We start from the raw sequence: 24,450 nt of genomic DNA on the forward strand, positions 1-24,450 counted from the left end.
GTTGGGTTGAGCATGCTCACCGGCACCAACTCGTTCGGCACCTTTTCGCCCGTTACGTTCGAGAGCAAGGCCGTTCGGACCGCCAAGGCGGCGTTCAGCCTGGAAACCGCCACGCCCCCGTGGAAGGATGCTGGGAGTGGCAAGTCGGCCTCGGCCCAGCTCAGTGCGATCCTGGCTTCCAGCAGCGTAATCGAGAAGTCGGTCGCCGACAGTTTCGGTACGCTGCTGAGCGACGACGTCGCGACCAGCTTCACGGCCTACAAGGCACTGGACAAGTTGCGCGTGCTTGCCGAGGCGGCGACCACCAAGACTGCATCCGACGCGCTGCGCGCGCAGTATCAAAAGGCATTCGGCAAGGGCCTCGCCGACCTTCAGGGTTTCCTTGCTAGTGCGCCATCGGACGATGTGAACCTGGCGTTCGGCAACAGCAGCACCACCGTCAGTTCGACCAAGGTTGCGACGCCACAATCCTATGCGACGCCAGGCAAGGGCATCGTCAAGCAGCGCTCCGACGCCGTTCCGGGCATGACCGGACAAGAGCAGTTCAAGATCACCATCGCGCGAGGCACGCAGAACGAGACCTTCACGGTCGACCTGTCGCAGGGCACACAGCCGCCCACGATCAACTCGGTCGTCAACCAGTTGAACGCCGCGGTCACCGCGTCGCTGGCCTACAATCCCGACGGGACCCCCATGACCGAGGCGGACGGCACGCCTGAGACCCGCTGGTCCGCGCGGTTCGAAGTCACCAAGGGAAGTGACGGCAAGTTCGGCATCACCCTCAACACCCCGCTCAGCACCGAAAAGGTGAGCATGGAGCAAGTGGGGGCGAAGGACTCGATCGTCGTGGCGACGGGGCAAACGCCGCTGGATGCGCCCACGTCGACGCGCGTGTTCCGCCTGAACGATCCCGCGGGTGGGGCGACCCAGGTCGCGATGGGCAACATCGCCGCGCTCGATCGCCAGGCGACTGCGCAGAACGAGCTTGCCGGCAAGACCACCAGCACCACCACGGCGACCAAGGACCCGACGACCGGAAAGGTGACCACCACCGTCACCAAGTCGAGCAACGCTTATGCCGATACCGATGCCGCGGCGGTCGCGACCGACGGCGAAGGCAACAGCTATGTCGTGGGCACGACCAGCGGGGACATTGGCGCCAATCTGTCGGATGGCGACGACAACCTGTTCCTCACCAAGATGGACAGTCTGGGCAACGTCGTGTGGCAGCGCAGCCTAGGTGCCAGCGGCTCGTCCACCGGCGCTGCCGTGTCGATCGGCGCCGATGGTAGCATCGTCGTGGCCGGCACCGTGTCGGGCGCGTTCGGTTCGGTCACCGCAGACGGTGGCGACATGGTCGTTGCTAAGTACACAACGGCCGGGGAAGAGAAATTCTCGACCGTGATCCGGTCTGGCGGTGTCGACACGGCCAAGGCCGTGACCGTGGGTGCCGATGGCTCGATCTTCGTGGGCGGCCGTTCCGCAGCAAATGACGGCGACGCCTTCGTCGCGCGGATCGGTGCCGATGGAAAGCTGGCAGAGCGCTTCAGCATCACGGCCGCGGGGTCTGACTCCGTCAATGCGCTCACCGTGGATGCGTCCGGCAACGTGCTGGCCGTGGTCAACCAGAGCGGTACGTCGTCGGTCCTGAAGTTGCAGGGCAGTTCGCTCTCAACCCAGCTGGGTAGCATCAGCCTTGGCGCTGCCGATGTGCGGGCGATCGCAGTAGCCGACGATGGCTCGATCGCGATCGGCGGCGCGACCAGCGTGGCGGTTTCGGGAACGCAGGCGAACGCCAAGAGCGAGGGCCGCGACGGCTTTGTCGCGCGTATCGACGCCGGGCTGAGCGGCGCGTCGGTCACGTATCTGGGTACCGCCGCCGACGACCAGGTCGACAGCATCGCCTTCATGAACGGCGAGTTGTACGCAGGGGGCCGTACCACCGGCGAACTGAGCGGCACGCGCACGGGTCCGACCGATGGCTTCGTCGCCCGTATCGACGTGACGAGCGGCGCCGTGCAGAGCGTCAACCAATTCGGACAGCCGCTGGTACGTACCGAGCCGGTACGGATCGCGGCCGATCAGGGCGGAGCGGATGCGCTTTCCGCGCTGGGGCTGCGGCGCGGCACGATCAACCAGACCGTGACCGAGAAGGTCACCTCGCAGACCACACTTCAGAGCGGCGACTTCTTTTCGATACGTGCCGACGATGGAGCCTTGCGCCGAGTGACGATCGAAGCAGGCGACACGATGAAGTCGATCGCCACGCGCATGCAGGGCATGATCGGAGCGTCCAAGGCGACGGTCACCACTGTGACCATCAAGGGCATGCAGCAGCTCAAGATCACCATGAAGGCCGGTCATGAGCTGGAGCTGATCTCCGGATCCGGCGGCGCCGACGCGTTGCAGAAGCTTGGCATCGAGCCGCAGCGGATCGCGGCGCGGGCAAAGCTTTCGAGCAACGCGCCCAAGGTGCGCCCTGGCGGCAATTATGGGCTGGGCCTCAACGACGCGCTCAACCTGTCCACCCTCGACAATGCCAAACTCGCTTTGGGCAAGGTCTCTTCGGCGATCTCGATGAGCCAGACCGCGTATCGTTCGCTGTTCTGGGACGAGGGCAAGACGAAGCTGGTCGACGGCGTCAAGAACACCGGCTCCGGCGGCGGCTCCACGGCCCGCGAGAACGCCCAATTAGCAAATTATCAGGCGGCGCTGACCCGCCTGTCCTCCACCCCCACCACGATCGGATTCTGAGCGTATGAACACGCCTCCCATCCTTGATGGCATTCGCACCCGCATGCAGAACCTGTCGGATCGCCAGCGGGTGATCGCGACCAACATCGCGAACAGCGAAACGCCGGGCTACAAGGCGCGCGAAGTCGAGCAGCCGAGCTTTGCCGGCCTCGTCGGCGGCAGCGGCATGATCCAGAAGCCCAAGGTCGAGCTGACCGGGCGGATGAAGAGCCTGGGCGCGGTGCAGCCGGTCAATGCCGGCGTTATCTTCGACAAGGACATCAGCGAGACCAAGCCGGATGGCAACAACGTCACGCTGGAAGACCAGCTGCTCAAGATGGGCGAGGTCCAGGCGGATTTCACCGCGATGACCAACCTGTACCGCAAGCAGATGCAGATGATGAAGTCGGCGATCGGCCGCAGCTAAGGCCGACCGAGCGCTGGCACGGGTCTGGCCCGTTCTGGGACCAGTCAGGGAAAGTGCGTAGTTCCTCAAACGGCGCTGTGCACCCACATGGGTTGCAGAGCCCCGAGGGTCGCACTTACGGGACTTCGGCCGGGCGGCCGATCCCTCTTTGCCGCCCGGTCTTTCCGGGGGGCTGGGGCCGCCGCCCCTACCAAACATTCAAATCTACGATCTGCATGCTTCTCGATGAAGTCTAGGGTTCAACCCCTCTTGTCCGACTGCGTTGCAGCTGGGCCCCGGCCTTCGCCGGGGAACTTGTGGGTCTTCAGCACACATGAAAAAAAGCCCCGCGCCTCGGGTTGAGGCGCGGGGCTTTTCGTTCGTGCTGTTCCGGTGGTTACAGTCGGGCGTTGATCGAGATGGGGGCGGGGGCGTCCATGCCGCCCATGCCGCCGCACGCGCCATAGGTGATGTTGCGGGTACCGGTCAGGCGCTTGGCCTCGGTGGCGATCGCCGCCATCATCTCGGACGACAGCTCGATCTGGCGCGACAGGATCTTCTTGTTGACCTCCGACGCGTCGAGCAGGTGGCGGGTGGCGTCGGTCAGCACGATGCGTGCTTCTTCGTCCAGCGCGGCCATCCAGTTCTGGTTGCCGCGCTTCAGGCGGGCGACTTCGGCTTCGATGCGGCCGGTCAGGCGCAGCTTGGCGTTGGCGATCTCCGGGAGTTCGGCCAGATACGGGGTGCGGGCCAGCTTTTCGCTTTCCTCTTCCATGAGGGAGGTGAGCGAAACCATGGCGTCGAGAAGGTGCTCGGTCATCATTTTCCCTGAAGCTGGATGATCTGGTCGAGGACGGCGGGCGCGAGGCCGATGCCGCCGCGCTTTGCCATTTCGGTGCCGAGCTTTTCGCCCAGGATGCCGCGGAACATTTCCTCGCCGGCGCCGCCGTTGAAGTCGCCGTCCTGTTGGACGCTCTGCATCATCAGCTGCGTCATCTGGCCGAGGAACACGGCCTCGAAATCCTGTGCGGTCTGCTGGTTCTTGGCGTCCTGCTTGGACACCGGCTTGGCCGGCGTGGGGGCAGGGGCGCTCGGAAGCGGCTTGATGTCGTTCATCATTGTACCTCGATCTCTGCCTGGAGCGCCCCGGAGGTCTTGATCGCCTGAAGAATGGTGATCAGGTCGCGCGGCGAGACGCCCAGCGCGTTCAGTCCGCTCACCAGCGACTGGAGCGAAGCACCGCCGACCATTGCCAGGTGGGCGCCGCTGCCGTCATCGACCTGCACCTGGGTGCGCGGCACGACGGTGGTCTGGCCGTTGGAGAGTGCTGCGGGCTGCGAAACCTGCGGGGTTTCGGTAACGGTGATGGTCAGGCCGCCCTGGGCGATCGCCACGGGGCTGATCTTGACCTCGCTGTTCATTACCACGGTGCCCGAGGCCTCGTTTATCACGACGCGGGCGGGCTGATCGACCTTGATCGGCAGGTCGCCGACTTGGGTGACCAACTCAATCACGTTGCCGGAGAAGCCGCCGCCAGGCGCCACTTCGACCGTGCCGGGATCGAGCACCTTGGCGGTGCCGCCGAACCGGCCGTTGATCGCGCCGGCAATGCGGCTGGCCGTGGCGAAGTCGGGGTTCTTGAGTGCGAGCTTGAGGCTCTGCGCCGAGGCGAGGGCATAGGGCACCTCACGCTCGATGATGCCGCCGCCGGCGATGCGGGCCGACGTGGTGACGCCGCGGCTGACGCTGGCGGCGGCACCCTGGCCCTTGAAGCCGGAAACGGCGACGTTGCCCTGGGCGACCGCGTAAATCTCGCCATCAAGCGCGCGCAGCGACGAGGCGATCAGCGTGCCGCCCTGAAGGCTGGATGCGTCGCCGAGTGCTGCCACCTGCACATCGATCCGCGAGCCGGAGCGCGCAAAGGGAGGCATGGTGGCGGTGATCGACACCGCGGCGACGTTCTGCGTCTTCATGTCGGTGCCACGGACGTTGACGCCCATGCGCTCCAGCATCGCCTGCATCGATTCCTCGGTGAAGGGCGTGTTGCGCATACGGTCGCCGGTGCCGGCAAGGCCGACCACCAGGCCGTAGCCTACCAGCTGGTTCTCACGGACGTTCTCGACGTCGACGATGTCCTTGATCCGCGTCTGGGCAGCCGCGTTCGGCACGAAGCCGGCGGTTGCCATCAGGAGCAGGAACGGTGCGGCCAGACGCTTCATGAATCCCCTCGGAAAGTGGAAAGTCTTCCGTAATCTTCTTATAGGACAAGGGAGAGCCAACAGGGCTCGAAGGATCAGTATTTCGTGCGGATCGAGAACATCTCCCAACTGATGGCGCGCAGTCTGCTGACTGCGCTGCCGAAGGTTGCCGACGGGTTCTCGGTGACGCGCGAGGACAAGGCGCCTGCCGCGGCGCCATTGCCGCTGCAGCAACAGACCAGCGTTGCCGTTCCCGTGCCCAATGTCGCGATGCTGGTGACGCTTGCCGCCGCCGATCCGATGATGGACCGCCGCCGCCGGCTGGCCGCCCAGGCCGAGAAGGGGGTCGAGATGCTCGACCATCTGCACAAGGAAGTGTTGGTGGGTACGCCGAGCGTCGAGCGGCTGCGCGAGATCGCGCAGTGGTCGCAGACGCTCGAGACGCCGGACGAGCCCGTGCTGGCGCAGATCCTGGCCGAGATCGACCTGCGCGTGCGCGTGGAACTGGCGAAGTACGACGTCGAGGCTTGAGGCCGGCGTTTGCGCGCTCGCGCTTGGTGCCGTTACGTAGTGTAACCTTGTTCCCCGGCGGAGGCCGGGGCCCAGTCTCGATGAAGTAGAAAGTGCATCCTGCCTTCTCGGGCGGCATTGCAGCTGGGCCCCGGCCTTCGCCGGGGAACTGATGCGAGGGGCTCAGCCTCTTAAATCCTCCCCCTCCGGGGGAGGGGGACCATGCGCAAGCATGGTGGAGGGGTACTCTCCTCATGGTACGTCCCTCGCGGGCAATACCCCTCCGTCACGCTGCGCGTGCCACCTCCCCCTCCGGGGAGGATCTGAAAGTCAGAGCTTCTTCGAGATCTTCAGGACGTAGCTGATGACTTCGGCCACCGCCGCGTAGTGCTCCACGGGGATGGGCTGGTCGATCTCGGCGCTGGCGTAGAGCGCGCGGGCCAGCGGGCGGTTTTCGACCAGCGGGATGTTGTGTGCGCCGGCGATCTCGCGGATCTTGAGGGCGAGCGCGTCCACGCCCATCGCGACCACCACTGGTGCTGCCATGGCGCCGTGGTCGTACTGCAGCGCGATGGCGTAGTGGGTCGGGTTGGTGATGACCACGCTAGCCTTGGGCACATTGGCCATCATACGGCTGCGTGAGCGCTTCATCTGGAGCTGGCGGATCTTGCCCTTGATCTTGGGATCGCCTTCGGACTGTTTGTACTCGTCCTTGATCTCCTGAAGCGACATTTTCATGCGCTTCATGAAGGAGCGGCGCTGCCAGACGAAGTCGAACAGCGCGAGCGCGCCGACCATCATTGCGATCGGTCGCAGCATCGCATCGACGATGTCGTTGATCGCCGCACCGACCGAGTTGAGGTCTGCGCCGACCAGCCGGTCGATGGTGGAAGCATGCGGCCAGGCGATGGTTGCGGCGATGCCGACCACCAGGCACAGCTTGGCCAGCGTCTTGGCGAACTCCATCAGCGATTGCTTGCCGAACATGCGCTTGGCGCCGCTGGCAGGGTTGAGCTTGGACCATTTCGGCTTGACGCGGCTCCAAGAGATCATCGGCCTGCCCTGAAGCACGCCGCCCAGCAGCGCGAGGGCGAAGAGCGAGGCCAGAAGCGGCAACATGGCCGAGGCGACCGCACCCATCAGGCCGGTGACCACGCTTTGCGCGCCGGCGGGATCCATGCGGAAATCCTCGGCACTGCCCCATAGCCGGACGAAGACGCCGCCCATGAGCTGGAGCGTGTAGGCGCCCATGCCGCCCATGACGACGAGCATCGCCACGAACATCGTGGCGTGGCGCATCTCCGGCGCCATCGGGACGTCGCCCTTCTTGCGGGCGTCCTCCAGCTTCTTGTCTGTAGGATCGTGTGTCTTGTCTTCGTCGTCGCCACCGCCGGCCATCACCAGCTCCCTTGCATGGCGTCACCCATCGACTGGGCGAAGACCGTGAGGATCGTGCCGATCGTCGCGGCCAGCAGGCTGATGCCGAGCAGCAGGTTGAGCGGCTGGGCGATGAAGAACACCTGGATCGCCGGCGCGACGCGCGCGGCGAGGCCGAGCGCCACGTTGAAGATGATGCCGTATACCAGGAAGGGTGCGGCAAGGCTGATCGCCAGCGTCATCGAGCGGCCGACCGCGGCCACGGCCAGTTGGGCGAAGTCATGCATCGGCGGAAGGCCGCCGACCGGGAAGCTTTGATAGCTGTGAACGATCGCGCCGATCCACAGATGGTGGACCTGGAGCGCCATGCAGACCAGCACGGCGGCGACTGTTGCCATCTTGGACAGGATCGGCACCTGGCCGCTCTGGCTGGCATCGAAGATCACCGCCGAGGAGAAACCGATCTGAAGGCTGATGATCGAGCCGGCCATAGAGATCGCGTAGAACAGGATCTTGACGATCATGCCCATCGCGAGGCCGGTCATGAGTTCGGTGACGAGCACCGCCGGGAGCACGGCACCGCCCTCCACCAATGCCCGCGCAGGCGCGCCGAGCATGCCATAGAGCGCCGCCGACATGGCGAAGGCGATCATCAGCCGGATGCGGCCGGGGATCGAATCCTCGCCGAACATCGGCAGCAGCATCAGCACGGCGCCGACGCGCGCGAACACGATGAAGAAGGCTGTGACCTGAAGCTCCAGGTCGGCGGGCATGATCATCCGGCGATGATCAGGTCGCTGAGCTTCAGCATGAAGCCGTTCAGCGCCTGCCCCATGGTGGGAAGCATGAGGAGGAAGACCAGACCCATCGCCATCAGCTTTGGCACGAAGGTGAGGGTGGTTTCCTGGATCTGGGTGAGCGCCTGAAACAAGCCGATGAAGACGCCGACGATCAGCGACGTCAGCAGCAGGGGCCCACACACGGTGAGCACCAGCATCAGCGTCGCTTCGGCGAGTTCGATGACCTGCGACGACGACATCAGATCTGCATGCGCATGATGTCGGTGTAGGCGCCGACCACGCGGTCGCGCACGGCCACCATGGTGTCGAGCGCCGTTTCGGCGGCGCCGATCGCAGTGACGACGTCGATCAGGTCGCCCTTACCGGCAACCTGCATGGCCGAAGCGTGTTCGGCGGTGCGCATCTGCTGCGCGGTGCCGGTGACGAGGCTTTCGACCATGGAGCCGAAGCCGCCGCCATTGTCGCTGCCGCCAACCTTAGGGGCGGAGGAGGAGCCGAGGGCAGAGCCCAGGCCTTGGACGCGGCCATAGGCCGACGCCGCATCAAGTGCGCCGATGGACATTGATGATAATCCCTGAAGTGGAGTTTACTTGAGAAGGTCGATGGTGCGCATCGTCAGGCTCTTTGCGGCCTCGATGGCATTGAGATTGGCTTCGTAGGAGCGCTGTGCCGCCTTCATGTCGGCGGTTTCGACCAGCGAGTTTACGTTGGGCTTGAGCACATAGCCTTCACCGTCAGCGGCGGGGTGGCCCGGCTGGTACACGCGGGTGAAGTCGGAGCGGTCCTTTTCGATGGACTTGATCTTGACGCCAGTGGCGCCGGTCGCGCGATCGACTTCCGCCGAGAAGCTGGCGACGCGGCGGCGATAGGGATCGCCGCCCGCGGTGTTCGCGACCGAGTCCTGGTTGGCCAGGTTCTCCGCGATGACGCGCATGCGCAGCGACTGCGCACGCAGGCCGGAAGCGGAGACACCAAGCGAAGCCTTCAAGTCCATGTATGTAGCTCCAGGGCCATGAGCGGCCTTTTCCCCATTGTAGGCAAGAATTGCCGGGGGCGGTGCGATGGGCGGAAAAAAGGTCCTCCGGGCATATACGGAACCCTGACCCCCGCAAAAGTCCCTAGGCAAATTTTGCCGCCTCACTGCCCGGTGCACGGAACTTCCTTCCTATAAGGTCCGTGAAAGGTGAGCGCATGTCCGTACTCGATGGAATAATGGTGGACCTGTCGATCGTGCTCGGCTCGGCCGAAGTGCCGATCAGGCAGATCCTGCAGATGAGCCGCGGCGCCATGATCGCACTGGATTGCGGTCAGGACGATCCCAGCCTTGTCTATGTCAATGGCGAGCTGGTCGCCACGGGCCGCATCCTGGTCGATGGCGACCAGATGTCGCTCGAAGTCTCCGAACTCGTGAAGAAGCAGCGCCACTGATGGATATCCTGTCGATGCTGCGCACGGTGGGTGCGCTGGGCATGGTCCTGGGCATGCTCGCGGGCGCGCTGTGGATGGTGAAGCGCTATGACATCAAGCTGCCGGGTCGGGTGTCGACCGGTGGGCGCAAGCGCGTCGAGCTGGTCGAGCGGCTGAGCCTGGACCAGAAGCGTTCGGTGGCGCTGATCCGCCGCGACGGACACGAGCATCTGGTGCTGATCGGCCCTGAGGGCAGCGCGACGCTGGAGACAGGCATCATCGCACCGCCGGCTGAGCCCGCGCCCGAGCCGGTCAAGATCGCTATGCCCGAACTGCCGGCATTCGCCGCGAACTTCGCCAAGCTGATCAAGCTGCCCAAGGCTCCTGAAGAACAGGTTGCCGAGCAAGTAGTCGCTGAGGTTGCGCTGGAGACCGAGCAGGACAACGTCGTAGTCGAAGCGCCTGCCACGGAGTTGGCCGAGGTGGTCGACCTGTCCGAGCGCCGCAAGGCGAAGGCCGAGGCCGCGAAGCCGACGGCTGCCAAGCGCACCCGCCGTCCGCGCGACACTGCCCGGTGGAACCGCCGTGCGGTTCGTGAGGCACTGAATGCGTAAGCTCCTTGGGGCGGCCGCGCTGCTCGTGATGCTGCCGGTGGCAGCACATGCGCAGGCGCAGGGCGCTACCATCAACCTGGGCGGAGCGGCAGGCGCGGACGGCGCCATGTCGGCCAAGGCTATCCAGCTGGTGCTGATGCTGACCGTGCTCAGCCTGGCCCCTGGCCTGCTGATGACCGTCACCAGCTTCACCCGCATGGTGGTGGCGCTGTCGCTGCTGCGCACCGGCATCGGCGCGCAGGGCGTGCCGCCCAACCCGGTGATCATCAGCCTGGCGCTGTTCCTGTCTTTCTTCGTGATGGCGCCTACCTTCGAGAAGGCGTGGAGCCAGGGCGTCGATCCTTATACCAAAAACCAGATCACCGAGACGCAGGCGTTTGAGCGCACCGCCGAGCCGTTCCGCCAGTTCATGCTGGGCCAGGTGCGCGACACCGATTTGAAGCTGTTCGCCGACATGGCGGGCAAGCCGATCGCGACGCGGGCCGAGACGCCGCTGACGACGTTGGCGCCGGCGTTCATGATCTCCGAATTACGGCGTGCGTTCGAGATCGGGTTTCTGCTGCTGTTGCCGTTCCTGGTGATCGACCTGGCGGTTTCGGCGGTGCTGATGGCGATGGGCATGATGATGCTGCCGCCGCCGACCATATCCTTGCCGATGAAGATCATCTTCTTCGTGCTGGTCGATGGATGGGCGTTGGTGGCGGGGTCGCTAGTGAAGAGCTTCGCTACGTAGCGACTATCTTGTCGACGCGGAAAACAAGAGAACCCCGGTCGCCTTGCGGCCGGGGTTCTCTTTTGTTGTCAACGCGTTAAGAGCTCAGGAGGCGTCGATGTGCTCGAGCCAGGCGTCGAGTTCGAAATAGGGGATCACTTCGAGGAACAGCAGGCCCGCGGCATGTTCGTCGCTCCAGCGTGTGGTGCAGCGGCGCGTGGGGAGGCCCGGGATCGACAGGATCACCTCGGTATCGCGCTTGGGCGGGCGGCTCATGGTGATGCGCGCGCCGCTCTGCGACACGTTTTCGAGCATTACGTCGATATAGCGGCCATTGCTGCTGATGCTGGCCGGGCACTGCACCTCGAAGCGGGGTGCGCGCGGCTGTTGCACGGTGCGCAGGCGGGCAGGGGGCGCGCTCTGCTTGGCTTCGGCGAGGATGCGGTCGACGTCGATAGGCGCGATGAACTGCACGCCCGCGCGGCCGGTGCCATTCCAGGCAACCGTGCCCTGAAGCTTCTCGCCGCTGCGCAGCTCCACCGCCACCCAGGTGCCGAAGCCCAAGGGGCGGTGCGTTTCGATCAGCATGCCGGTCATCGAGATGTTGCGGATGCGGCAGAGATGCTCAGGGCTGTTGGCGCAGTGCAGCTTGCCGATCAGCAGGGTCGTGACGATGCGCTCGGCCCGCTCCACTGGGGCTGCCTGATCGGCGGCGGCCTCCATATCCTGGGTAGGGATATCGGCTCTCACGACGGGGTACTCCTGTTACTCAACACACTCGACGGTCAGGCGGGCGTAGCCGCCGTGATCGCCACTTTCTTCACAATACCGGCACCAAACGCTTCGGGCGCCGCAGCCATCACAACCTTCCGGAACGCTTCCACGTCGGGCAGCTGGCCGTCAACCCCGGCGGCCATCGGCGTCTTGAACGTGCGCATGTTGATCGCATGCAGCAGCAAGGGCAGGCGGGCGCTCACGGTGTCGACCTTGTCCTGCGCTACCTCCAGCTGAAGCTGGAACTGGACATAACCCGACAGACGGCCATCGGCGAAGACCAGAGGGGCCAGCACCTTGCCGCCGTCCACGAAGCTGGGCGGCGTGGTGTCTTCGGCAGCATGGGCGCCGGGCTTAGCGGGACCCATGATGCTGACCGTGGCATAGGCAGCGCCGCCGCCGGCGCCGAGGCCGGCGAGCAGGGTGCCCAAGAGGAACAGGACCTTTTTCATCGTCTGGCCTTCAGAACTGGAAGCTGCTGTCGGACGGAAGCGAAGGTGCCTCGGCCTTTACCAGCACGGTGATGCGGCGGTTTTCCGCGCGGTCGGGCTGGTTGGGATAGACCGGCTTGGTCGCGCCCATCGCGATCACTTCGGAGAAGCGGTCCGGGGTCATGCCCATCGCGATCAGCGCCGAGCGTGCGGCGAGCGCGCGCTCACCCGACAAGCGCCAGTTCTGGTCGCTCTGACCGCCCGCACCGTCGGTATGCCCTTCAATGGCGAGCTGTGCGCCAGAGGTCGCGAGCCGTTCGGCGACCTTAGCCAGCAGCGAACGGGCGAACGGGTTCATCTCGGCGGTGTTGGAGCGGAACATCGACTGCTTGTCGCTGTCCATAAGGGTGATGCGCAGACCGTCCTTGGTGGATTCGATCTGGGTGTTCTTGCCCTGCTCCTGGCTGACCGCGTCGAGCGCGACCTGAAGCTCGGAAGCCAAGACGCGCATCGAGGCGGGCACGTTGGCGGTGCCGCCGCGCGCGGCCCCGGCGGTGGCCGCCGCGGTGGTCGGGGTGCCATTGGCCTTGCTCTGGTCCGTGGAGGAATTGCGCGCCTGGCCACCCATGCCCTCCGACGCGCCCATCACGGGCGTGGTGGGCGTGCCGTCGCCGATAGAAGGCGAGAAATACTGGGCGAGACCCTTTAGCCGTTCCTGGTCGGGGTTCGAGATCAGCCAGAGGAGCATGAAGAACGCCATCATCGCCGTCACGAAGTCGGCATAGGCGACCTTCCAGGCGCCGCCATGGTGGCCGCCGGCAACCTTCTTGACCTTCTTGATGATGATCGGGCGTTCATTCGACATCGGTGAAACCCCGCCATTGATTGTTGAGCGCGTCGCGCAGGCGCGCCTGGACCTCGGCGAGGCGGACCCCGCCGATCGCCGTCAGGGTGTTCTGACCCTCCACGACCCGCTGGAGCAGGCTCGCGCATTCATCCGTGTGCTGGATCAGGTAATCGAACGACTGGAGCTGTTCGATATGGGCATGGGCGAACTGTTCGTCGGCGACGAGCACCTCGGCCAGCTTTTCGAGCATGTCGCGCATCTCACGCAGTTCGCCCGCGATCACGCTGTGCAGCGCGTCCGCATAAGGATCGTAGCCCGGTAGCGGCTCGCCCTGAACGGTATCGGCGGGAACGGGCAGGCACGACATCAGAAAAGCTCCAACTCGCCGACGATCGCCGGCATGGCAATGGGAACAGGGGGCCGTTCGGGTACGCGCTCGGCCACTTTGGTGCAGCGGCTGCGTCCGTCGAAGGGCAGGAATTCGACCTTGCGCGCCGAGGTGCCACCGAGATCGCTGTGCGCGACTTCGATACCTTCATCCGCCATGAAGCGGCGCGCGAAGGCCGCATTGGACGACCCGATCGAACCAAGGCCCGAGACGATGTTCGCCCCGCCGTACAGATGCGCGCGCAGCCGGTTCCGCATGGCGCCACGCGCCATCATGCCGTTGATCAGCAATTCCATGGCATGGACGCCGTAGCGCGACATCTCACTCACCCCGACGCGGTGGTCGGCCCCGGGCTCACCCAGGAGGAAATGGTTCATGCCGCCGATCCGGGCGACCGGATCAAAGAGGCAAGCAGCAACGCAGCTGCCGAGAAGCGTGGAGATCATGACCTCCGGCTCGACGACGATCGCATTCTCACCTTGTACGATCGAGACGCGGCGCATCAGCTCAACTCGCCAAAAACGCGCTCAATCTTTTCCTTCAGGGCGGCGGGGGCAAAGGGCTTCACGACATAGTTGTTGACGCCCAGAGCGGCGGCCTTTTGCACGATTTCCTTGTCGGCCGAACCGGTCAGCATGATGAACACGGTCTTCCCGATAACGGGATCCTTGCGCACCGCTTCCAGGAACTGGAGGCCGTCCATGTCGGGCATGTTGAAGTCGGAGATGACCAGGTGCACCCGGTCGGTCTTGATCGCTTCGAGCGCTTCGATCGCGCCGGGTTTGTCCCGGACATCCTTGAAACCGAGATCCTGCAGCGCGCGACGGATCATCGCACGCATGCTGGTCTGGTCGTCCACGACCATCACCTTGATTGCTGCAGCAGCAGGCATTTACGCGCTCCCAACTCTACTCGTTTCGCGGCACGCCTTGAGGATCGCCTCAGGCATGCCAGCCAGACCAACTTCTTTCTCCACCGCGCCAAGTTCCTTGGCCGCGCGGGGCATGCCCCACACGACACAGGTGTCGCGGCTCTGACCCAGCGTGCGCGCACCCGCGCGCCGCATGGCCAGCAATCCTTCGGCGCCGTCCGAGCCCATGCCGGTCAGGATCACTCCGACCGCCGCGGCCCCGAGCGGCACGACCGAGCGGAACAGCACGTCCACCGAAGGACGGTGCCCCGTCACCGGGTCTCCCGGACGTAGCGTGATCCGCCCAGCGACGCCGCCGGACAGCTCCATGTGTGTTTCCCCCCCTGGTGCAATATAGACGGTTCCAGGCTGCACCTGCATGCCATGCGACGCTTCCGTCACATGAACGCGGCAATCGCCGTTCAGCCGGTCCGCGAAGCTTCGCGTGAAGCTGGCGGGCATGTGCTGGACGATCAGCACGGGCGGGCAATCGGCGGGCAGCGCCGGCAATAGCGAGAACAGCGCCTCGACGCCGCCGGTGGACGAACCGATGGCGATCAGCTTGCCCGCGCCGCCGCCGGCAAGGCTCGGCTGCTCGGCAACGCGCTGCGGCCCGGAGCGGGCGACCGAACGCGCGGCGTTCTTGACCTTTTCGCACAGCAACTCGGCGTCACGCTCGATATCCTCGGGCGTGCCGCTGGGCTTGGTGACATAGTCCACCGCGCCCAGGCGCAGTGCCTCGATCGTCACTTCGGCGCCGCGCGCAGTGAGGGTGGAGCACATCACCACCGGCATGGGGCGCAGGCGCATGATGCGTTCCAGGAATGACAGGCCGTCCATCCCCGGCATTTCGACGTCGAGCGTCAGCACGTCGGGATTGAGCGTCTTGATCATGTCGCGCGCGGCGAAGGGATCATTTGCCGCGCCGACGACCTCGATTGCCGGATCGGCGGACAGCATCCGCTTCAGCGTCGCGCGCATGGACGCGCTGTCGTCGACGATCAGAGTGCGGACCGGCTTCACGCGCGGCCATCCGGCTTGGCATAGATGGTGTGGCCGCACGACTTCATCTGCGTCGCGGCCGCGCCGATCAGGCGTTCGGAATGGCCGATATACAAGTGGCCGCCGGGGGCCAGCTGCTTCACGAACCGTTCCTCAAGCTCTTCCTTCGCCGGATCGGCGAAATAGATCATGACGTTGCGGCAGAAGATCACGTCATACTGCGCCTTGAGCGGCCAGGTCGGCTGAAACAGGTTCAGCACGCGGGCCGTGACCAGCTGGCGCGCTTCGTCCGCCATGGTGAAGCCGCCGGGGGCAGGGCGCATCCAGGCGCTGCGATAGGGCTCGGGCACGCCCGAGGCGACATTGTCGGCGTAGAAGCCGCGCTGCACCGATTCCACCACATGCGGGGCGATATCGGTGGCGAGCAGGCGCACATCGGCGTTGCGCAGCCAGGAGGCCGAGGTGCGGTCCTTGCCCAGCAGGCACATGGCGATGGTGTAGACTTCCTCACCCGACGAGCAGCCCGCCGACCAGATGCGCACCGGGCCCTGTTTGCGCTGAAGCTGGGGCAGGACATGCTCGCGGAAATGGTCGAAATGATGCGGCTCGCGGAAGAAGTGCGTGTGGTTGGTGGTGAGCGCCACCACCATCGCATGCCGCTCCTGCGGATCGGACTGCACCATCGCGACATATTCGGAGAAGCGGGACAGGCCGTGTTCGCGCAGACGGCGGGCCAGGCGGGACTGGACCAGCGTGGCCTTTGCCGGGATCAGTTCGATCCGCGCATCGCTGTGCATGATCGCCGCGATCGCCGCGAAGTCGCGGGGCGTCAGCTCCGCATTGTGGGCCGCTGCGCTGCCGGAGCTGCCGGCGAGCGCCAGACCGGCGCTGCCGGCTGCGTTCATGCTGCGAGGTCCAGGTGGCGGGTGAGGCTGAGCGCGTCGAGATCGAGCAGCAGCACCATGGTCCCGTTCTCGTCCCGGGTGCCGTCCTTGGCGCGGGTGGTGATGCGGACCAGGCCGTCGATGACGCTGGACTCGATGGTCTCGACTTCAGGCGCCGGCTGGATTTCCGAGCGGTTGATGGCGACGATGTCGTTGACTTCGTCGACCAGGAAGCCGGCCTGCTTGCCCAGGATGTTGACGACCAGGATGCACGACCGGGCGTGGATCGCGCTGGGTTCCCAGCCCAGACGCTCGGCCAGGCCGACCACCGGGATCACGTTGCCGCGCAGATTGGTCACGCCCTTGATGAAGCTGGGCACGTTGGGGAGGGGAGTGGGGTTCTCCCACTCACGGATCTCGATCAGCGCGGTCATGTCGATCCCGAAGGTCTGGTGACCCAGGATGAAGGTGACGATCTTGCAATCGGTGGTGGCGGATTCGGTGGTCATGCTGCCAGTCCTTTTGGCGTGAAGCGAGTAGCGGGGGCGGCGACGAGCGCCTCGATGTCTAGGATGAGCGCGATCGAGCCGTCGCCAAGGATGGTGGCGCCGCCCAGGCCGCGGATCGGGTGCAGGTTCTGGTCGAGGCTCTTGATCACCACTTCGCGGCGGTCATCGATGGTGTCGACCACCAGGCCGACCTTGCCATGGCCTTCGCTCTCCACGATCACCACCAGCGATTCCTCGATGGCGCGGTCGTCGTTGAGGCCGAAGATGTCGACGGCGCGCTTCACCGGCACATATTCGCCGCGCATGTCGATGACTTCGGTGTCCGGCGAGGTGCGCTTGACCTGGCCGCGCTCGGGCTGGACGGTCTCCAGCACATGGGTGAGCGGCAGGACGAAGCGCTGGCCCGCGAGGCGGACGATCATGCCGTCCAGGATCGCAAGCGTGAGCGGCAGCACCATGGTGAAGGTGGTGCCTTCGCCGGGAACCGAGGTGATCTCGATGCGGCCACCCAGTGCTTCGACGTTGGAGCGCACCACGTCCATGCCGACGCCGCGGCCGGAAATGTTTGAGATGGTCTCAGCGGTCGAGAAGCCGGGCGCGCAGATCAGCTGATCGATCTCTTCGTTGGTCAGCTGCGCGTCAGCGCTGATGATCCCCTTTTCGATCGCCTTGGCGCGGACGCGGTCGCGGTTGATGCCGCGGCCATTGTCGCGGACCCGCACGAAGATGCGCGCGCCCTTCTGCTCGGCGGACAGCCAGATCGTGCCGGCTGGCTCCTTGCCTGCGGCGATGCGTTCCTCGGCGCTCTCCAGCCCGTGGTCCGCGGCGTTGCGGATCATGTGGGTGAGGGGATCGCCGATCTTCTCGATCACGCCCTTGTCGACTTCGGTGGTTTCACCGCTGGTCTCCAGGTTGATCGTCTTGCCGGTTTCCACCGACAAGTCGCGCAGCATGCGCGGCACGCGGCTGAAGGCCTGCTTGATCGGCTGAGCGCGCAGGGACATGACATTGTCCTGGATCTGGCGCGTGAGGCGGGCGAGTTCGGGCAGCTCGACGCGCTGGCGATCGGCCGGGGAAAGCCGGTCGGCCAGGATCGAGTTGCGGATGACGAGTTCGCCGACGAGGTTCAAGAGCAAGTCGAGCTTTGCGAGGTCGACGCGGATCGTCTGTGCGGCCTCGACAGCCTTGGGCGTGCCCTCGGCGGCGACCGGGGCGGGCGGGGGCGCGGCAGCCAGCGCCGTGCCGGCGTTGGCGATCGCCTGAACCACCTTGCCGATGTTCGCGTCGAAATCGTCGATCAGCGCTGCGACCGGCACGAAGCCCATCTCGTCCGCCTCGGCAGCAAGCGCGGGAGCCGGGACGGGCGCGAAGTCAAAAGGGTCGGCAGCGGACTCCGCCTGCGCGCGCTCGATCTCGATCAGCGAATCCGGCGCGACGAAGTCGAAGCAATCGCGGATGTCGTTCTCGGGAACGTCGGCGGGCATGCTGAGCGTCCAGGTGAAATAGGCGTTCTCGGGGTCGAGATCACGCAGCGGCGGGACGGCGGACACGTCGACCGCCTCGACGGTGGCACCGAGCGTTTCCAATTCGCGGATGATCAGCAGCGGCTCGCCGGCATTGGCGAGCGCGGCGCGGGACGGCCTGAAGCGGATCGTCCAGCTTCCCTGCGGGGCAGCGGCGGGCGCATCGAAATCGTCGAGCGAAAAGGCGACGGGCGTGAAGCCGAAATCATCCTCTTGCGCGACCGGCGCCGGAGCGGGAGCAGGGGTCGGGGCAGCGGGAGCCGCGGGCGCGGCATCGCCGGCACCGCGTTCCGCCAGCACCTTTTCCAAGGCGGCGAGCGCGGCGGCGTCGTTGGGACGCCCGGCCAGACCCTTGGCGGCCTCGACATGGTCCGACAGGATGTCGAACGAGCTGAGCATGACCTTCACCACGCCCGGGGTGGGCGCGATCTTGCCTGCGCGGACCTCGTCCAGCACGTTTTCGAACTTGTGCGCGAAGGCAGTCAGGTCAGCGTGACCGAACGCGCCTGCGCCACCCTTGATCGAGTGCACCGCGCGGAACACGCCCGCGATGGTGTCGGCGGAGACGTCGCCGCCCTGCATGGCCGACAGGCCCTGCTCGGCAGTGACGAGGCCTTCGGTGCATTCTTCGAAGAAGATCGCCTGGATTTCGTCGAGTTCGTCGCTCATGGGCACACGCGGCGGATGGCCGCCCCCAGCTTGGTGGCTTCGAAGGGCTTGGTGATCCAGCCGGTGGCGCCGGCGGAACGCGCGCGCTGCTTCTTTTCGTCCGAGAACTCGGTCGAAAGCACCAGGATCGGCGTGCCGCGGAACTCGCTCTCGGCGCGAACCGCCTCGATCAGCTCGAAGCCGTCCATCTTGGGCATGTTGATGTCGGTGATCAGCAGGTCAGGCTTCACCTCGTGCATGCGCTCCAGGCCGTGCTGGCCGTCATTCGCCGCTTCGATGCGATAGCCCTGCGCCGTCAGCGAGGTCTTGAGCAGCATGCGCATGCTCGCGGAGTCATCAACGGTCAGGATCAACTTGCTCACAGGGTATCTCCGGTTTCGAGGCCGACCGCTGCGGCCAGATGACAGCTGGTGACGCGTTCGACGAAAGCTTGGCTGGGGTTGGTGATGCGGAAGCCCTGGCCCACGGCCGAGGCTTCGTTGCGCGCCGCGACGAGGAGCTGCAGCACGGCCTGGCCGACGCTTTCCACTTCGGACGCGTCGATTTCGATCACGTCGCCATGGTCGGCGGCGAGGACGAGGCCCACGCGCAGATCTTCCGCAGTGACGGTGGTGCCGTGCGCCGGCAGGCGCACCGCGCCATCAAGGGCTGCATCATGCAGTGGCTGGGTTGAGTCCATTCTTCGCCTCGTCGAGTGCAGTTTCTAGTTGCTGGAAGGTCGGCGCGTAGGCCGACGGCGTCATGCGGCGGGCGATCTCGATCGCGACCTGAACCGGCTGGTTCTGGGCGTAGGCGACGATCGCGGTCTTCACGATGAAGAAGGGCTTGGAGTCCTCCTCGATCGTTTCGAGCAGCTTCGCGGCGAGCGGACCCACCAGGCAGTAGCTGAGCAGAATACCCAGGAAGGTACCGACCAGCGCGCCGCCGATCATGGCACCCAGGATCTCGGTCGGCTGGTCGATCGAGCCCATGGTCTTGATCACGCCGAGCACGGCGGCGACGATGCCCACGGCGGGCAGACCATCGGCCATGATCTGGAGCGCATGCTGGGGATGCGCTTCCTCGTGGTGATGCTTCTCGATGTCCGCGTCCATCGCCGCGTCTAGCTGGTGCGGATCCTCGAAATTGACCGTCATCATGCGCAGGTAATCGCACGTGAATTCGATCAGGTGATGATCCTTGAGCAGCCGCGGATAGGGCTGAAAGAGCGGGCTTTCCTCGGGCTTGTCGAGATGCGGTTCGAGCGCGGTGGCACCGCCCCGCTTGAAGGTCGACAGCACTCCGAACATGAGCGTCAGCAGGTCCTTATAGTCCTGCGCCTTCCACTTGCCGCCCTTGAACGCGCGAACCAGGCCCTTGCCGGCCTTCTTCACCGTGCCCATCGAATTGGACACGACGAAGGCGCCGATCGACGCGCCGCCTATGGCCATGAGCTCGTGCGGGAGCGCGTGCAGGATGATGTCCATCTTGCCGCCAGCCATCATGAAGCTGCCGAACACGCACACGAGAATGATGATGAAACCGACGCCGTTCAGCATGGCTGGACCTTGATGTTCACTGGTGTTCCTTGAATTATAGGAGGAATTCCCCTCGCGAGGGTGCATCCCGCCCGACAAAGTTACGCTGCGTCGCGGTCCTGCCAGTCGAGCACGGCCAGGTAGTTGCGCAGGCGGTTGAGCTCGAGCGAGGCGAGCAGCGAATTGTTGTGATAGGGTTCCAGCACGCGTGTGACCTCGGCTGCCCAAGGCGCGGAGGCGTCGAACACCACACCCAGGCCGAACACCGCGGGGATATTGGCGAAGGACAGCGGGCGAGCCTCTGTATCGCCCGCGGCGACGAAATCCTCGATCGCGGTCAGAACGCCGTTGCGCGGGCCGCCCTCCTGAAGCGCCCAAGCGAAGTGCCCGCCGCCGCGGAAGCCGCGATGGTCACGGTAGCCCGGGTCGCCGATCGTCACCCCGGCATCGAAGCTGTAGGGGTGGCGGTGCTCGGCAGGGATCCGTTCAGGCGCGTAATAGAAGTCGCGGCGCGCGCATGGCCAGCTGATGTCGTGAAGGATGGCGAGCAGAGGCTTGCCGTCGCGTCGCGACAGTTCGTCCGCGATCCGCAGCTCGTTGGATACGGTGTAATAGTTGTGGTCGCCGTCGATGATCCAGGCGTCGACGTTGCTGCAGCCGGGCATCGCCTCCAGGCTGGTTGCGGCGAGATGCCGCACGGCGGGTACGCGGGCGACCCAGTCGAGAAATTCCGGCTTGGGTCCCGGGTCGATGCTGGTCAGGCTGCCGCCGATGGCCTTGGCATAGGCGGCGAGCTGCTGTGACATGCCGCCGAACTCGGCGCCGATCTCGGTGATGGAGCGGGCTTCGGCGGCATGCAGCGTGCCGAGGATCAGGTCCGAAAATTCGGACATCGAGTGGATCAGCAGGGTCATGCGGCGACTTCCGAAGACTGGAGGATGTTCTGGGGGGAAGCGGGTTTGGGCGCCCGCTCGGCGATGGGGCGGAAGGTGACGGCCAGCATCATCGGCCGGTCGCTGTGTCGTGGAGGCGGCGGCACCATCATGAAGGCGTGTTCGTCGTCGCAGCGGAACAGGTGCGGCGCGGTCTGTTCCATGCCATCCAGCGTCGGCATCGCGCTGATCTCGTCGCGTCCGGAACGGTGCTTCTCGCTGAGGAAGCAATCGACCGGCATGAACACGGCGCTTTCGACCTGCAGCCACTCGAAGAGCTTGCCGAACTGGAGGCCGACCGAATAACGGCAGTCGCCGATCGGCACCGGCGCCACGTAATAGCCGTCATGCGTCGGGGTCGCCTCCACCTTGGTGAGGGACACGTCTCGCCCGTCTGCTACGATGATCGGCAGGGTGAGGCTGCGGTCTACGAAGTCGGCGTGATTGAGGCTCAGCCCGAAGCGCTTGTGCGTGAGCAGGCTGAGCTTGAGCGCCAGCCCCTCCCCATGCAGCTCGGCCGGCAGATACATGCGGTCGGCGCCCTTCATGTAGAAGAGGCCATGCTGGCGCAGGCCCTTGCGCGCGACTTCTGCGTCGAACAGCGCGACGGTGTCGTCGACGCCGAGGTTCACGTCGTGCTCGAACTCGCCAAACACTGCGAGTTCGTGGGGCAGGGGCAGGTACATCAGCCGGCCCAGCACGGCAGCAGCGGCGCGGCGCCACATCTGCGCGTCGTGGGGCGCTGCGCGGCGGATCACGGTGTCCGCCTGCGCCCGAGCGAATCCGACGCAGCCGGCCTGGACGCGGTCACGGATCGCGGACTGGCGGCCCTTGATGCTGTTGGTCTTGCGGATCGGCGTGCCGTCCGCCTGGTAATCGATCACCGAACCCTGCGACACGGTGCACAGCTGTTCGAGCACGGCGACGTTGCTGCACAACGCTTCCAGCGTGGCGCCGTCATACTGGTCCTGGCCGATGAACCCCTTCTTGTCGAAGCCGGTGCGGAACTGTTCGCGCAGCAACAGGTAGCGGCCGGCGACATGGACGCCGAGCCGGTCGCGCAGCAGCGGCTCGACTGCGTTCTGGACCGAGCCGTTATAGCCCAGGTCGACCAGCATCAGCGTGTCGCCCGGCGCGGGATCGATGGTGCGGCGGAGATGCGCGACCAGCCGGTCCGCAAAGGCCGACGACGCGCGGGTGATCCGCCGCAGGCGCGCAGGCGTGCGGACCGCACGGGCGAGCGCGGCATGCGCGGTCTTGAGCGTGCGGGCCTGTTTGAGGATGGTGTCGATATCGGCGGGCTCCAGCAGCAGCTGGCAGGCGACGGCGTGCGGATCGCTTCCGGTCTCGAGTTCGAGGTAGCGCTGGACCGCGTCGCCATCGACGAAGGAAGATGCGTTGGCGGTGAAGCGGCTGATCTCCACTGCGTGGCCGGCATGGCCGCTGCTCGCCTGGTACATGAGCCGCGGGAGGTGGCCGTCGCGCATCAGGAAGACTTGGTGCACCTTGCCGCCATGCTGCTGGGCAAGCGCCTCCGCCTCGGCGGCGAGCCAGCGGTCATAGCCGTGGAGAACCGGGCCGAGCGTGCCGAAGCCGAACGCTTCAGCCGCGTCGGCGATGCCTGGCTCGCCGGCCGCCAGCGTGGCACGGTGCGGTTGGTGAGTGGCGGCGCACTGCGGTGCGACGGGGTGAAGGATGGCGCTGACCGCGGCTTCGAGGCGCAGGCGCTGCTCGGTGCCGTCGGCGAATTGTTCGAGATGAAGCGTCTGGACGCCGAACGGGGAAACACCCCCGACGTCGGCCTTTTTGTTGTCGCCGATGTGCAGGATTTCGCGGGGGGCGACCTTCAACTGCTTGAGAACGTCGCCGTACAGGCCCTCCGCCTTCGCCTTGCCATAGGTGGAGGAGCAGAAGACGCGATCGATCAGGTCCGATACCTCGTCGCCAGCCGCCGCGGCGATCAGGCCGCGCAACTGCTCCGGGTCGAGATAGGTGTCGGAGACGATGATGACCTGCAGCCCGCGGCGCTTCGCTTCGCGCATCAGTTCAACGGTCGGGCGGAATGCGAAGCAATGCGCCGCCTCGGCGGCGAGTTCGCCGGCTATGGCTGCGGCGCGGCCTTCGGCGCTTCCGTTGGGAAGCAGCTCGCGGTAGATTTCGTCGATCGTGACCTCGCCACGGGCGTGGCGCATCTCCGCGGCGATGCGGGCGCGGCTCTCGGCCCAGCGGCGTTGCATCACGGTAACGTCGCCCAGCGCGGCGAACAGGTCGTGCGGCGCATGGCAGTCGCGCCACAGCAGGGTGTCGAAGCAGTCGAGCGAGAGGATCTTCAGCGGACCGCGCCCGTCCAGGGCAGCTGGCAGCGCATGGGGGAGGATGGTGTCGGCCAAGTCGGTTTTCCCTCTGTGCGTGCCCGCACTGTTGGGAACGCACGATTCTTATAGGAAGGAAGACGCCGCAGGCTGTGATTTCATCCTAGAATGGGAGTGCTATCAAAGGAGCCAGCATGACCATCAATGCCTATCAGGCGGCCCGAAGCCGCGCCGAAACGCCGCGCGCGGCGGAGCACCGCCTGCTGAGCCAGATCACCGGCGAAATGATGGACGCGGAGACCGCAGGTTACACCGGCGCGTTGTTGATGCCTTCGCTTCATCGCAATCGTGAAATGTGGTCGGTTTTCATGACGGACTGCGGCGCCACCGGTAACGGCCTGCCCGCCGAACTGCGCGCCTCGATCATCTCGCTCGGCCTGTGGGTCCAGCGCTTCACCAGCGACGTGATCGCGGGCCGGGAGCCGATTGGCGAACTGATCGCGCTGAACCGGACCATGATGGAAGGGCTGATCGGCCAGCGCATGGCCGCCTGATCCGTACCGAAGCTTTGAAAAGGGGCGTCGCGGCAACCGCGGCGCCCTTTTTTGCGTGCGCGTTGCGCCTGCCGATCAACCTATGAGGCGCATCGCGCGAGGGTGCGCAAACCAGCCATAGCTTGAGCGCACGATAGCAGCGCTGGCGAAGGTTATGGTGGTAGCAACAGCGGCACCGGGGCGCCCTGCGCGATGTACTTCCTGTACCCGCTCGCGCCAAATCCATGCGGTCAGGGGGGGCAGAAGGCGAAAGGGCGCCACGATTGCTCGTGACGCCCCCTTTTGTGTGCGTAGCTGCCGAGGTCAGAAGCTGGCCCAGTCCTCTTGTGCAGCCCGTGCCGACGGTGCCGTCAGCGGCTTGACCGGGGAGACATAGCTCTTCTTCGCGCGGATCGGCGGCTGGTGCGGGGCGAAGGAGCGGGGGGCGGGGCGGGCCTGGCC

General features: G+C 65.6%; 30 protein-coding genes. 7 read left to right on the plus strand and 23 right to left on the minus strand.

What is annotated here, in order from left to right; all coding sequences use genetic code 11:
- Positions 1–12 precede the first annotated feature (12 nt).
- Both LQ953_RS09440 and LQ953_RS09445 read left to right on the plus strand, forming a co-directional pair.
- A complete protein-coding gene (locus tag LQ953_RS09440) occupies positions 13–2,754 on the plus strand; it encodes a hypothetical protein (protein ID WP_231030477.1) in 2,742 nt (913 codons plus the stop codon).
- A 4-nt stretch (positions 2,755–2,758) separates the two neighbouring features.
- The gene (locus LQ953_RS09445; RefSeq protein WP_231030478.1) at positions 2,759–3,160 is read left to right on the plus strand and encodes a flagellar basal body protein; all 402 of its coding nucleotides are present in this window, start codon (positions 2,759–2,761) and stop codon (positions 3,158–3,160) included.
- Positions 3,161–3,536: 376 nt separating this feature from the next.
- Here LQ953_RS09445 and LQ953_RS09450 read toward each other — a convergent pair whose 3' ends face one another.
- The 3 genes from LQ953_RS09450 to LQ953_RS09460 are packed head-to-tail and all read right to left on the minus strand — an operon-like array spanning position 3,537 to position 5,358.
- Positions 3,537–3,959, minus strand: a complete 423-nt coding sequence (locus LQ953_RS09450) for a flagellar protein FlgN (RefSeq protein ID WP_231030479.1) — start codon at positions 3,957–3,959, stop codon at positions 3,537–3,539.
- Complete coding sequence (locus LQ953_RS09455; protein ID WP_231030480.1) at positions 3,959–4,255, minus strand: rod-binding protein; 297 nt, start codon at positions 4,253–4,255, stop codon at positions 3,959–3,961. Before LQ953_RS09455 ends, LQ953_RS09450 begins: the two co-directional genes overlap by 1 nt.
- Positions 4,255–5,358: a flagellar basal body P-ring protein FlgI gene (locus LQ953_RS09460; protein ID WP_443026560.1), complete on the minus strand. Its 1,104-nt coding sequence runs from the start codon at positions 5,356–5,358 to the stop codon at positions 4,255–4,257. The genes LQ953_RS09455 and LQ953_RS09460 overlap by 1 nt, the downstream gene beginning before the upstream one ends.
- An 84-nt stretch (positions 5,359–5,442) precedes the next feature.
- On the opposite strand from LQ953_RS09460, the gene LQ953_RS09465 reads away from it, so the two are divergent.
- The gene (locus LQ953_RS09465) at positions 5,443–5,868 is read left to right on the plus strand and encodes a flagellar assembly protein FliX (RefSeq protein ID WP_231030481.1); all 426 of its coding nucleotides are present in this window, start codon (positions 5,443–5,445) and stop codon (positions 5,866–5,868) included.
- A 309-nt stretch (positions 5,869–6,177) separates the two neighbouring features.
- Here the strand turns inward: LQ953_RS09465 and flhB are convergent, their stop codons facing one another.
- Genes flhB through flgC form a run of 5 tightly spaced genes read right to left on the minus strand, consistent with a single transcriptional unit; the run spans position 6,178 to position 9,018 of the window.
- A complete protein-coding gene (flhB, locus tag LQ953_RS09470; protein WP_231030482.1) occupies positions 6,178–7,245 on the minus strand; it encodes a flagellar biosynthesis protein FlhB in 1,068 nt (355 codons plus the stop codon).
- Complete coding sequence (gene fliR / locus LQ953_RS09475; RefSeq protein WP_231030483.1) at positions 7,245–8,003, minus strand: flagellar biosynthetic protein FliR; 759 nt, start codon at positions 8,001–8,003, stop codon at positions 7,245–7,247. The genes flhB and fliR overlap by 1 nt, the downstream gene beginning before the upstream one ends.
- Complete coding sequence (locus LQ953_RS09480; protein WP_231030484.1) at positions 8,000–8,263, minus strand: flagellar biosynthetic protein FliQ; 264 nt, start codon at positions 8,261–8,263, stop codon at positions 8,000–8,002. Before LQ953_RS09480 ends, fliR begins: the two co-directional genes overlap by 4 nt.
- Complete coding sequence (locus tag LQ953_RS09485; protein ID WP_231030485.1) at positions 8,263–8,586, minus strand: flagellar hook-basal body complex protein FliE; 324 nt, start codon at positions 8,584–8,586, stop codon at positions 8,263–8,265. The genes LQ953_RS09480 and LQ953_RS09485 overlap by 1 nt, the downstream gene beginning before the upstream one ends.
- 24 nt (positions 8,587–8,610) lie before the next feature.
- The gene (gene flgC / locus LQ953_RS09490) at positions 8,611–9,018 is read right to left on the minus strand and encodes a flagellar basal body rod protein FlgC (RefSeq protein WP_231030486.1); all 408 of its coding nucleotides are present in this window, start codon (positions 9,016–9,018) and stop codon (positions 8,611–8,613) included.
- 197 nt (positions 9,019–9,215) lie between these two features.
- Between flgC and LQ953_RS09495 the strand changes: the two genes are divergently transcribed.
- Genes LQ953_RS09495 through fliP form a run of 3 tightly spaced genes read left to right on the plus strand, consistent with a single transcriptional unit; the run spans position 9,216 to position 10,778 of the window.
- On the plus strand, positions 9,216–9,452 hold the full coding sequence (locus LQ953_RS09495; RefSeq protein WP_231030487.1) for a FliM/FliN family flagellar motor switch protein: 237 nt from the start codon (positions 9,216–9,218) through the stop codon (positions 9,450–9,452).
- Positions 9,452–10,045: a FliO/MopB family protein gene (locus LQ953_RS09500; RefSeq protein ID WP_231030488.1), complete on the plus strand. Its 594-nt coding sequence runs from the start codon at positions 9,452–9,454 to the stop codon at positions 10,043–10,045. The genes LQ953_RS09495 and LQ953_RS09500 overlap by 1 nt, the downstream gene beginning before the upstream one ends.
- The gene (gene fliP, locus LQ953_RS09505; RefSeq protein WP_231030489.1) at positions 10,038–10,778 is read left to right on the plus strand and encodes a flagellar type III secretion system pore protein FliP; all 741 of its coding nucleotides are present in this window, start codon (positions 10,038–10,040) and stop codon (positions 10,776–10,778) included. Before LQ953_RS09500 ends, fliP begins: the two co-directional genes overlap by 8 nt.
- 84 nt (positions 10,779–10,862) lie before the next feature.
- On the opposite strand, the gene LQ953_RS09510 is transcribed toward fliP, so the two are convergent.
- The 15 genes from LQ953_RS09510 to LQ953_RS09580 form a co-directional block, all read right to left on the minus strand.
- Positions 10,863–11,507: a PilZ domain-containing protein gene (locus LQ953_RS09510; protein WP_231030490.1), complete on the minus strand. Its 645-nt coding sequence runs from the start codon at positions 11,505–11,507 to the stop codon at positions 10,863–10,865.
- Positions 11,508–11,542: 35 nt separating this feature from the next.
- Entirely contained in the window at positions 11,543–11,983 is a 441-nt protein-coding gene (locus tag LQ953_RS09515; RefSeq protein ID WP_231030491.1) for a hypothetical protein, read from the minus strand.
- A 10-nt stretch (positions 11,984–11,993) separates the two neighbouring features.
- Complete coding sequence (locus tag LQ953_RS09520) at positions 11,994–12,827, minus strand: flagellar motor protein MotB (protein ID WP_231030492.1); 834 nt, start codon at positions 12,825–12,827, stop codon at positions 11,994–11,996.
- The gene (locus LQ953_RS09525; RefSeq protein WP_231030493.1) at positions 12,817–13,176 is read right to left on the minus strand and encodes a hypothetical protein; all 360 of its coding nucleotides are present in this window, start codon (positions 13,174–13,176) and stop codon (positions 12,817–12,819) included. Before LQ953_RS09525 ends, LQ953_RS09520 begins: the two co-directional genes overlap by 11 nt.
- Positions 13,176–13,700: a chemotaxis protein CheD gene (locus LQ953_RS09530; RefSeq protein WP_231030494.1), complete on the minus strand. Its 525-nt coding sequence runs from the start codon at positions 13,698–13,700 to the stop codon at positions 13,176–13,178. Before LQ953_RS09530 ends, LQ953_RS09525 begins: the two co-directional genes overlap by 1 nt.
- The gene (locus LQ953_RS09535; RefSeq protein ID WP_231030495.1) at positions 13,700–14,089 is read right to left on the minus strand and encodes a response regulator; all 390 of its coding nucleotides are present in this window, start codon (positions 14,087–14,089) and stop codon (positions 13,700–13,702) included. The genes LQ953_RS09530 and LQ953_RS09535 overlap by 1 nt, the downstream gene beginning before the upstream one ends.
- Positions 14,090–15,130, minus strand: a complete 1,041-nt coding sequence (locus LQ953_RS09540; protein ID WP_231030496.1) for a protein-glutamate methylesterase/protein-glutamine glutaminase — start codon at positions 15,128–15,130, stop codon at positions 14,090–14,092. It lies immediately after the preceding gene.
- Positions 15,127–16,014 carry a CheR family methyltransferase gene (locus tag LQ953_RS09545; protein WP_231030497.1) on the minus strand — a complete coding sequence of 296 codons (888 nt, stop codon included), beginning with the start codon at positions 16,012–16,014 and terminating at the stop codon, positions 15,127–15,129. Before LQ953_RS09545 ends, LQ953_RS09540 begins: the two co-directional genes overlap by 4 nt.
- Complete coding sequence (locus tag LQ953_RS09550) at positions 16,011–16,502, minus strand: chemotaxis protein CheW (protein WP_231030498.1); 492 nt, start codon at positions 16,500–16,502, stop codon at positions 16,011–16,013. Before LQ953_RS09550 ends, LQ953_RS09545 begins: the two co-directional genes overlap by 4 nt.
- Positions 16,499–18,694 (minus strand): chemotaxis protein CheA, encoded by a 2,196-nt coding sequence (locus LQ953_RS09555; RefSeq protein ID WP_231030499.1) that lies wholly within the window; start codon positions 18,692–18,694, stop codon positions 16,499–16,501. Before LQ953_RS09555 ends, LQ953_RS09550 begins: the two co-directional genes overlap by 4 nt.
- On the minus strand, positions 18,691–19,056 hold the full coding sequence (locus LQ953_RS09560; RefSeq protein WP_231030500.1) for a response regulator: 366 nt from the start codon (positions 19,054–19,056) through the stop codon (positions 18,691–18,693). Before LQ953_RS09560 ends, LQ953_RS09555 begins: the two co-directional genes overlap by 4 nt.
- Positions 19,053–19,373 (minus strand): STAS domain-containing protein, encoded by a 321-nt coding sequence (locus tag LQ953_RS09565; protein WP_231030501.1) that lies wholly within the window; start codon positions 19,371–19,373, stop codon positions 19,053–19,055. Before LQ953_RS09565 ends, LQ953_RS09560 begins: the two co-directional genes overlap by 4 nt.
- Positions 19,348–20,232 (minus strand): flagellar motor stator protein MotA, encoded by an 885-nt coding sequence (gene motA, locus LQ953_RS09570; RefSeq protein WP_231030502.1) that lies wholly within the window; start codon positions 20,230–20,232, stop codon positions 19,348–19,350. Before motA ends, LQ953_RS09565 begins: the two co-directional genes overlap by 26 nt.
- 80 nt (positions 20,233–20,312) lie before the next feature.
- Positions 20,313–21,125: a class I SAM-dependent methyltransferase gene (locus LQ953_RS09575; RefSeq protein ID WP_231030503.1), complete on the minus strand. Its 813-nt coding sequence runs from the start codon at positions 21,123–21,125 to the stop codon at positions 20,313–20,315.
- Positions 21,122–23,533 (minus strand): HAD family hydrolase, encoded by a 2,412-nt coding sequence (locus tag LQ953_RS09580; RefSeq protein ID WP_231030504.1) that lies wholly within the window; start codon positions 23,531–23,533, stop codon positions 21,122–21,124. Before LQ953_RS09580 ends, LQ953_RS09575 begins: the two co-directional genes overlap by 4 nt.
- A gap of 116 nt (positions 23,534–23,649) precedes the next feature.
- On the opposite strand from LQ953_RS09580, the gene LQ953_RS09585 reads away from it, so the two are divergent.
- A complete protein-coding gene (locus LQ953_RS09585; protein WP_231030505.1) occupies positions 23,650–24,009 on the plus strand; it encodes a flagellar biosynthesis regulator FlaF in 360 nt (119 codons plus the stop codon).
- Positions 24,010–24,450: the final 441 nt, after the last annotated feature.

The sequence above is a fragment of the Sphingomonas sp. IC-56 genome, from assembly GCF_021043375.1.
In the GTDB taxonomy this organism is placed as follows: domain Bacteria; phylum Pseudomonadota; class Alphaproteobacteria; order Sphingomonadales; family Sphingomonadaceae; genus Sphingomonas.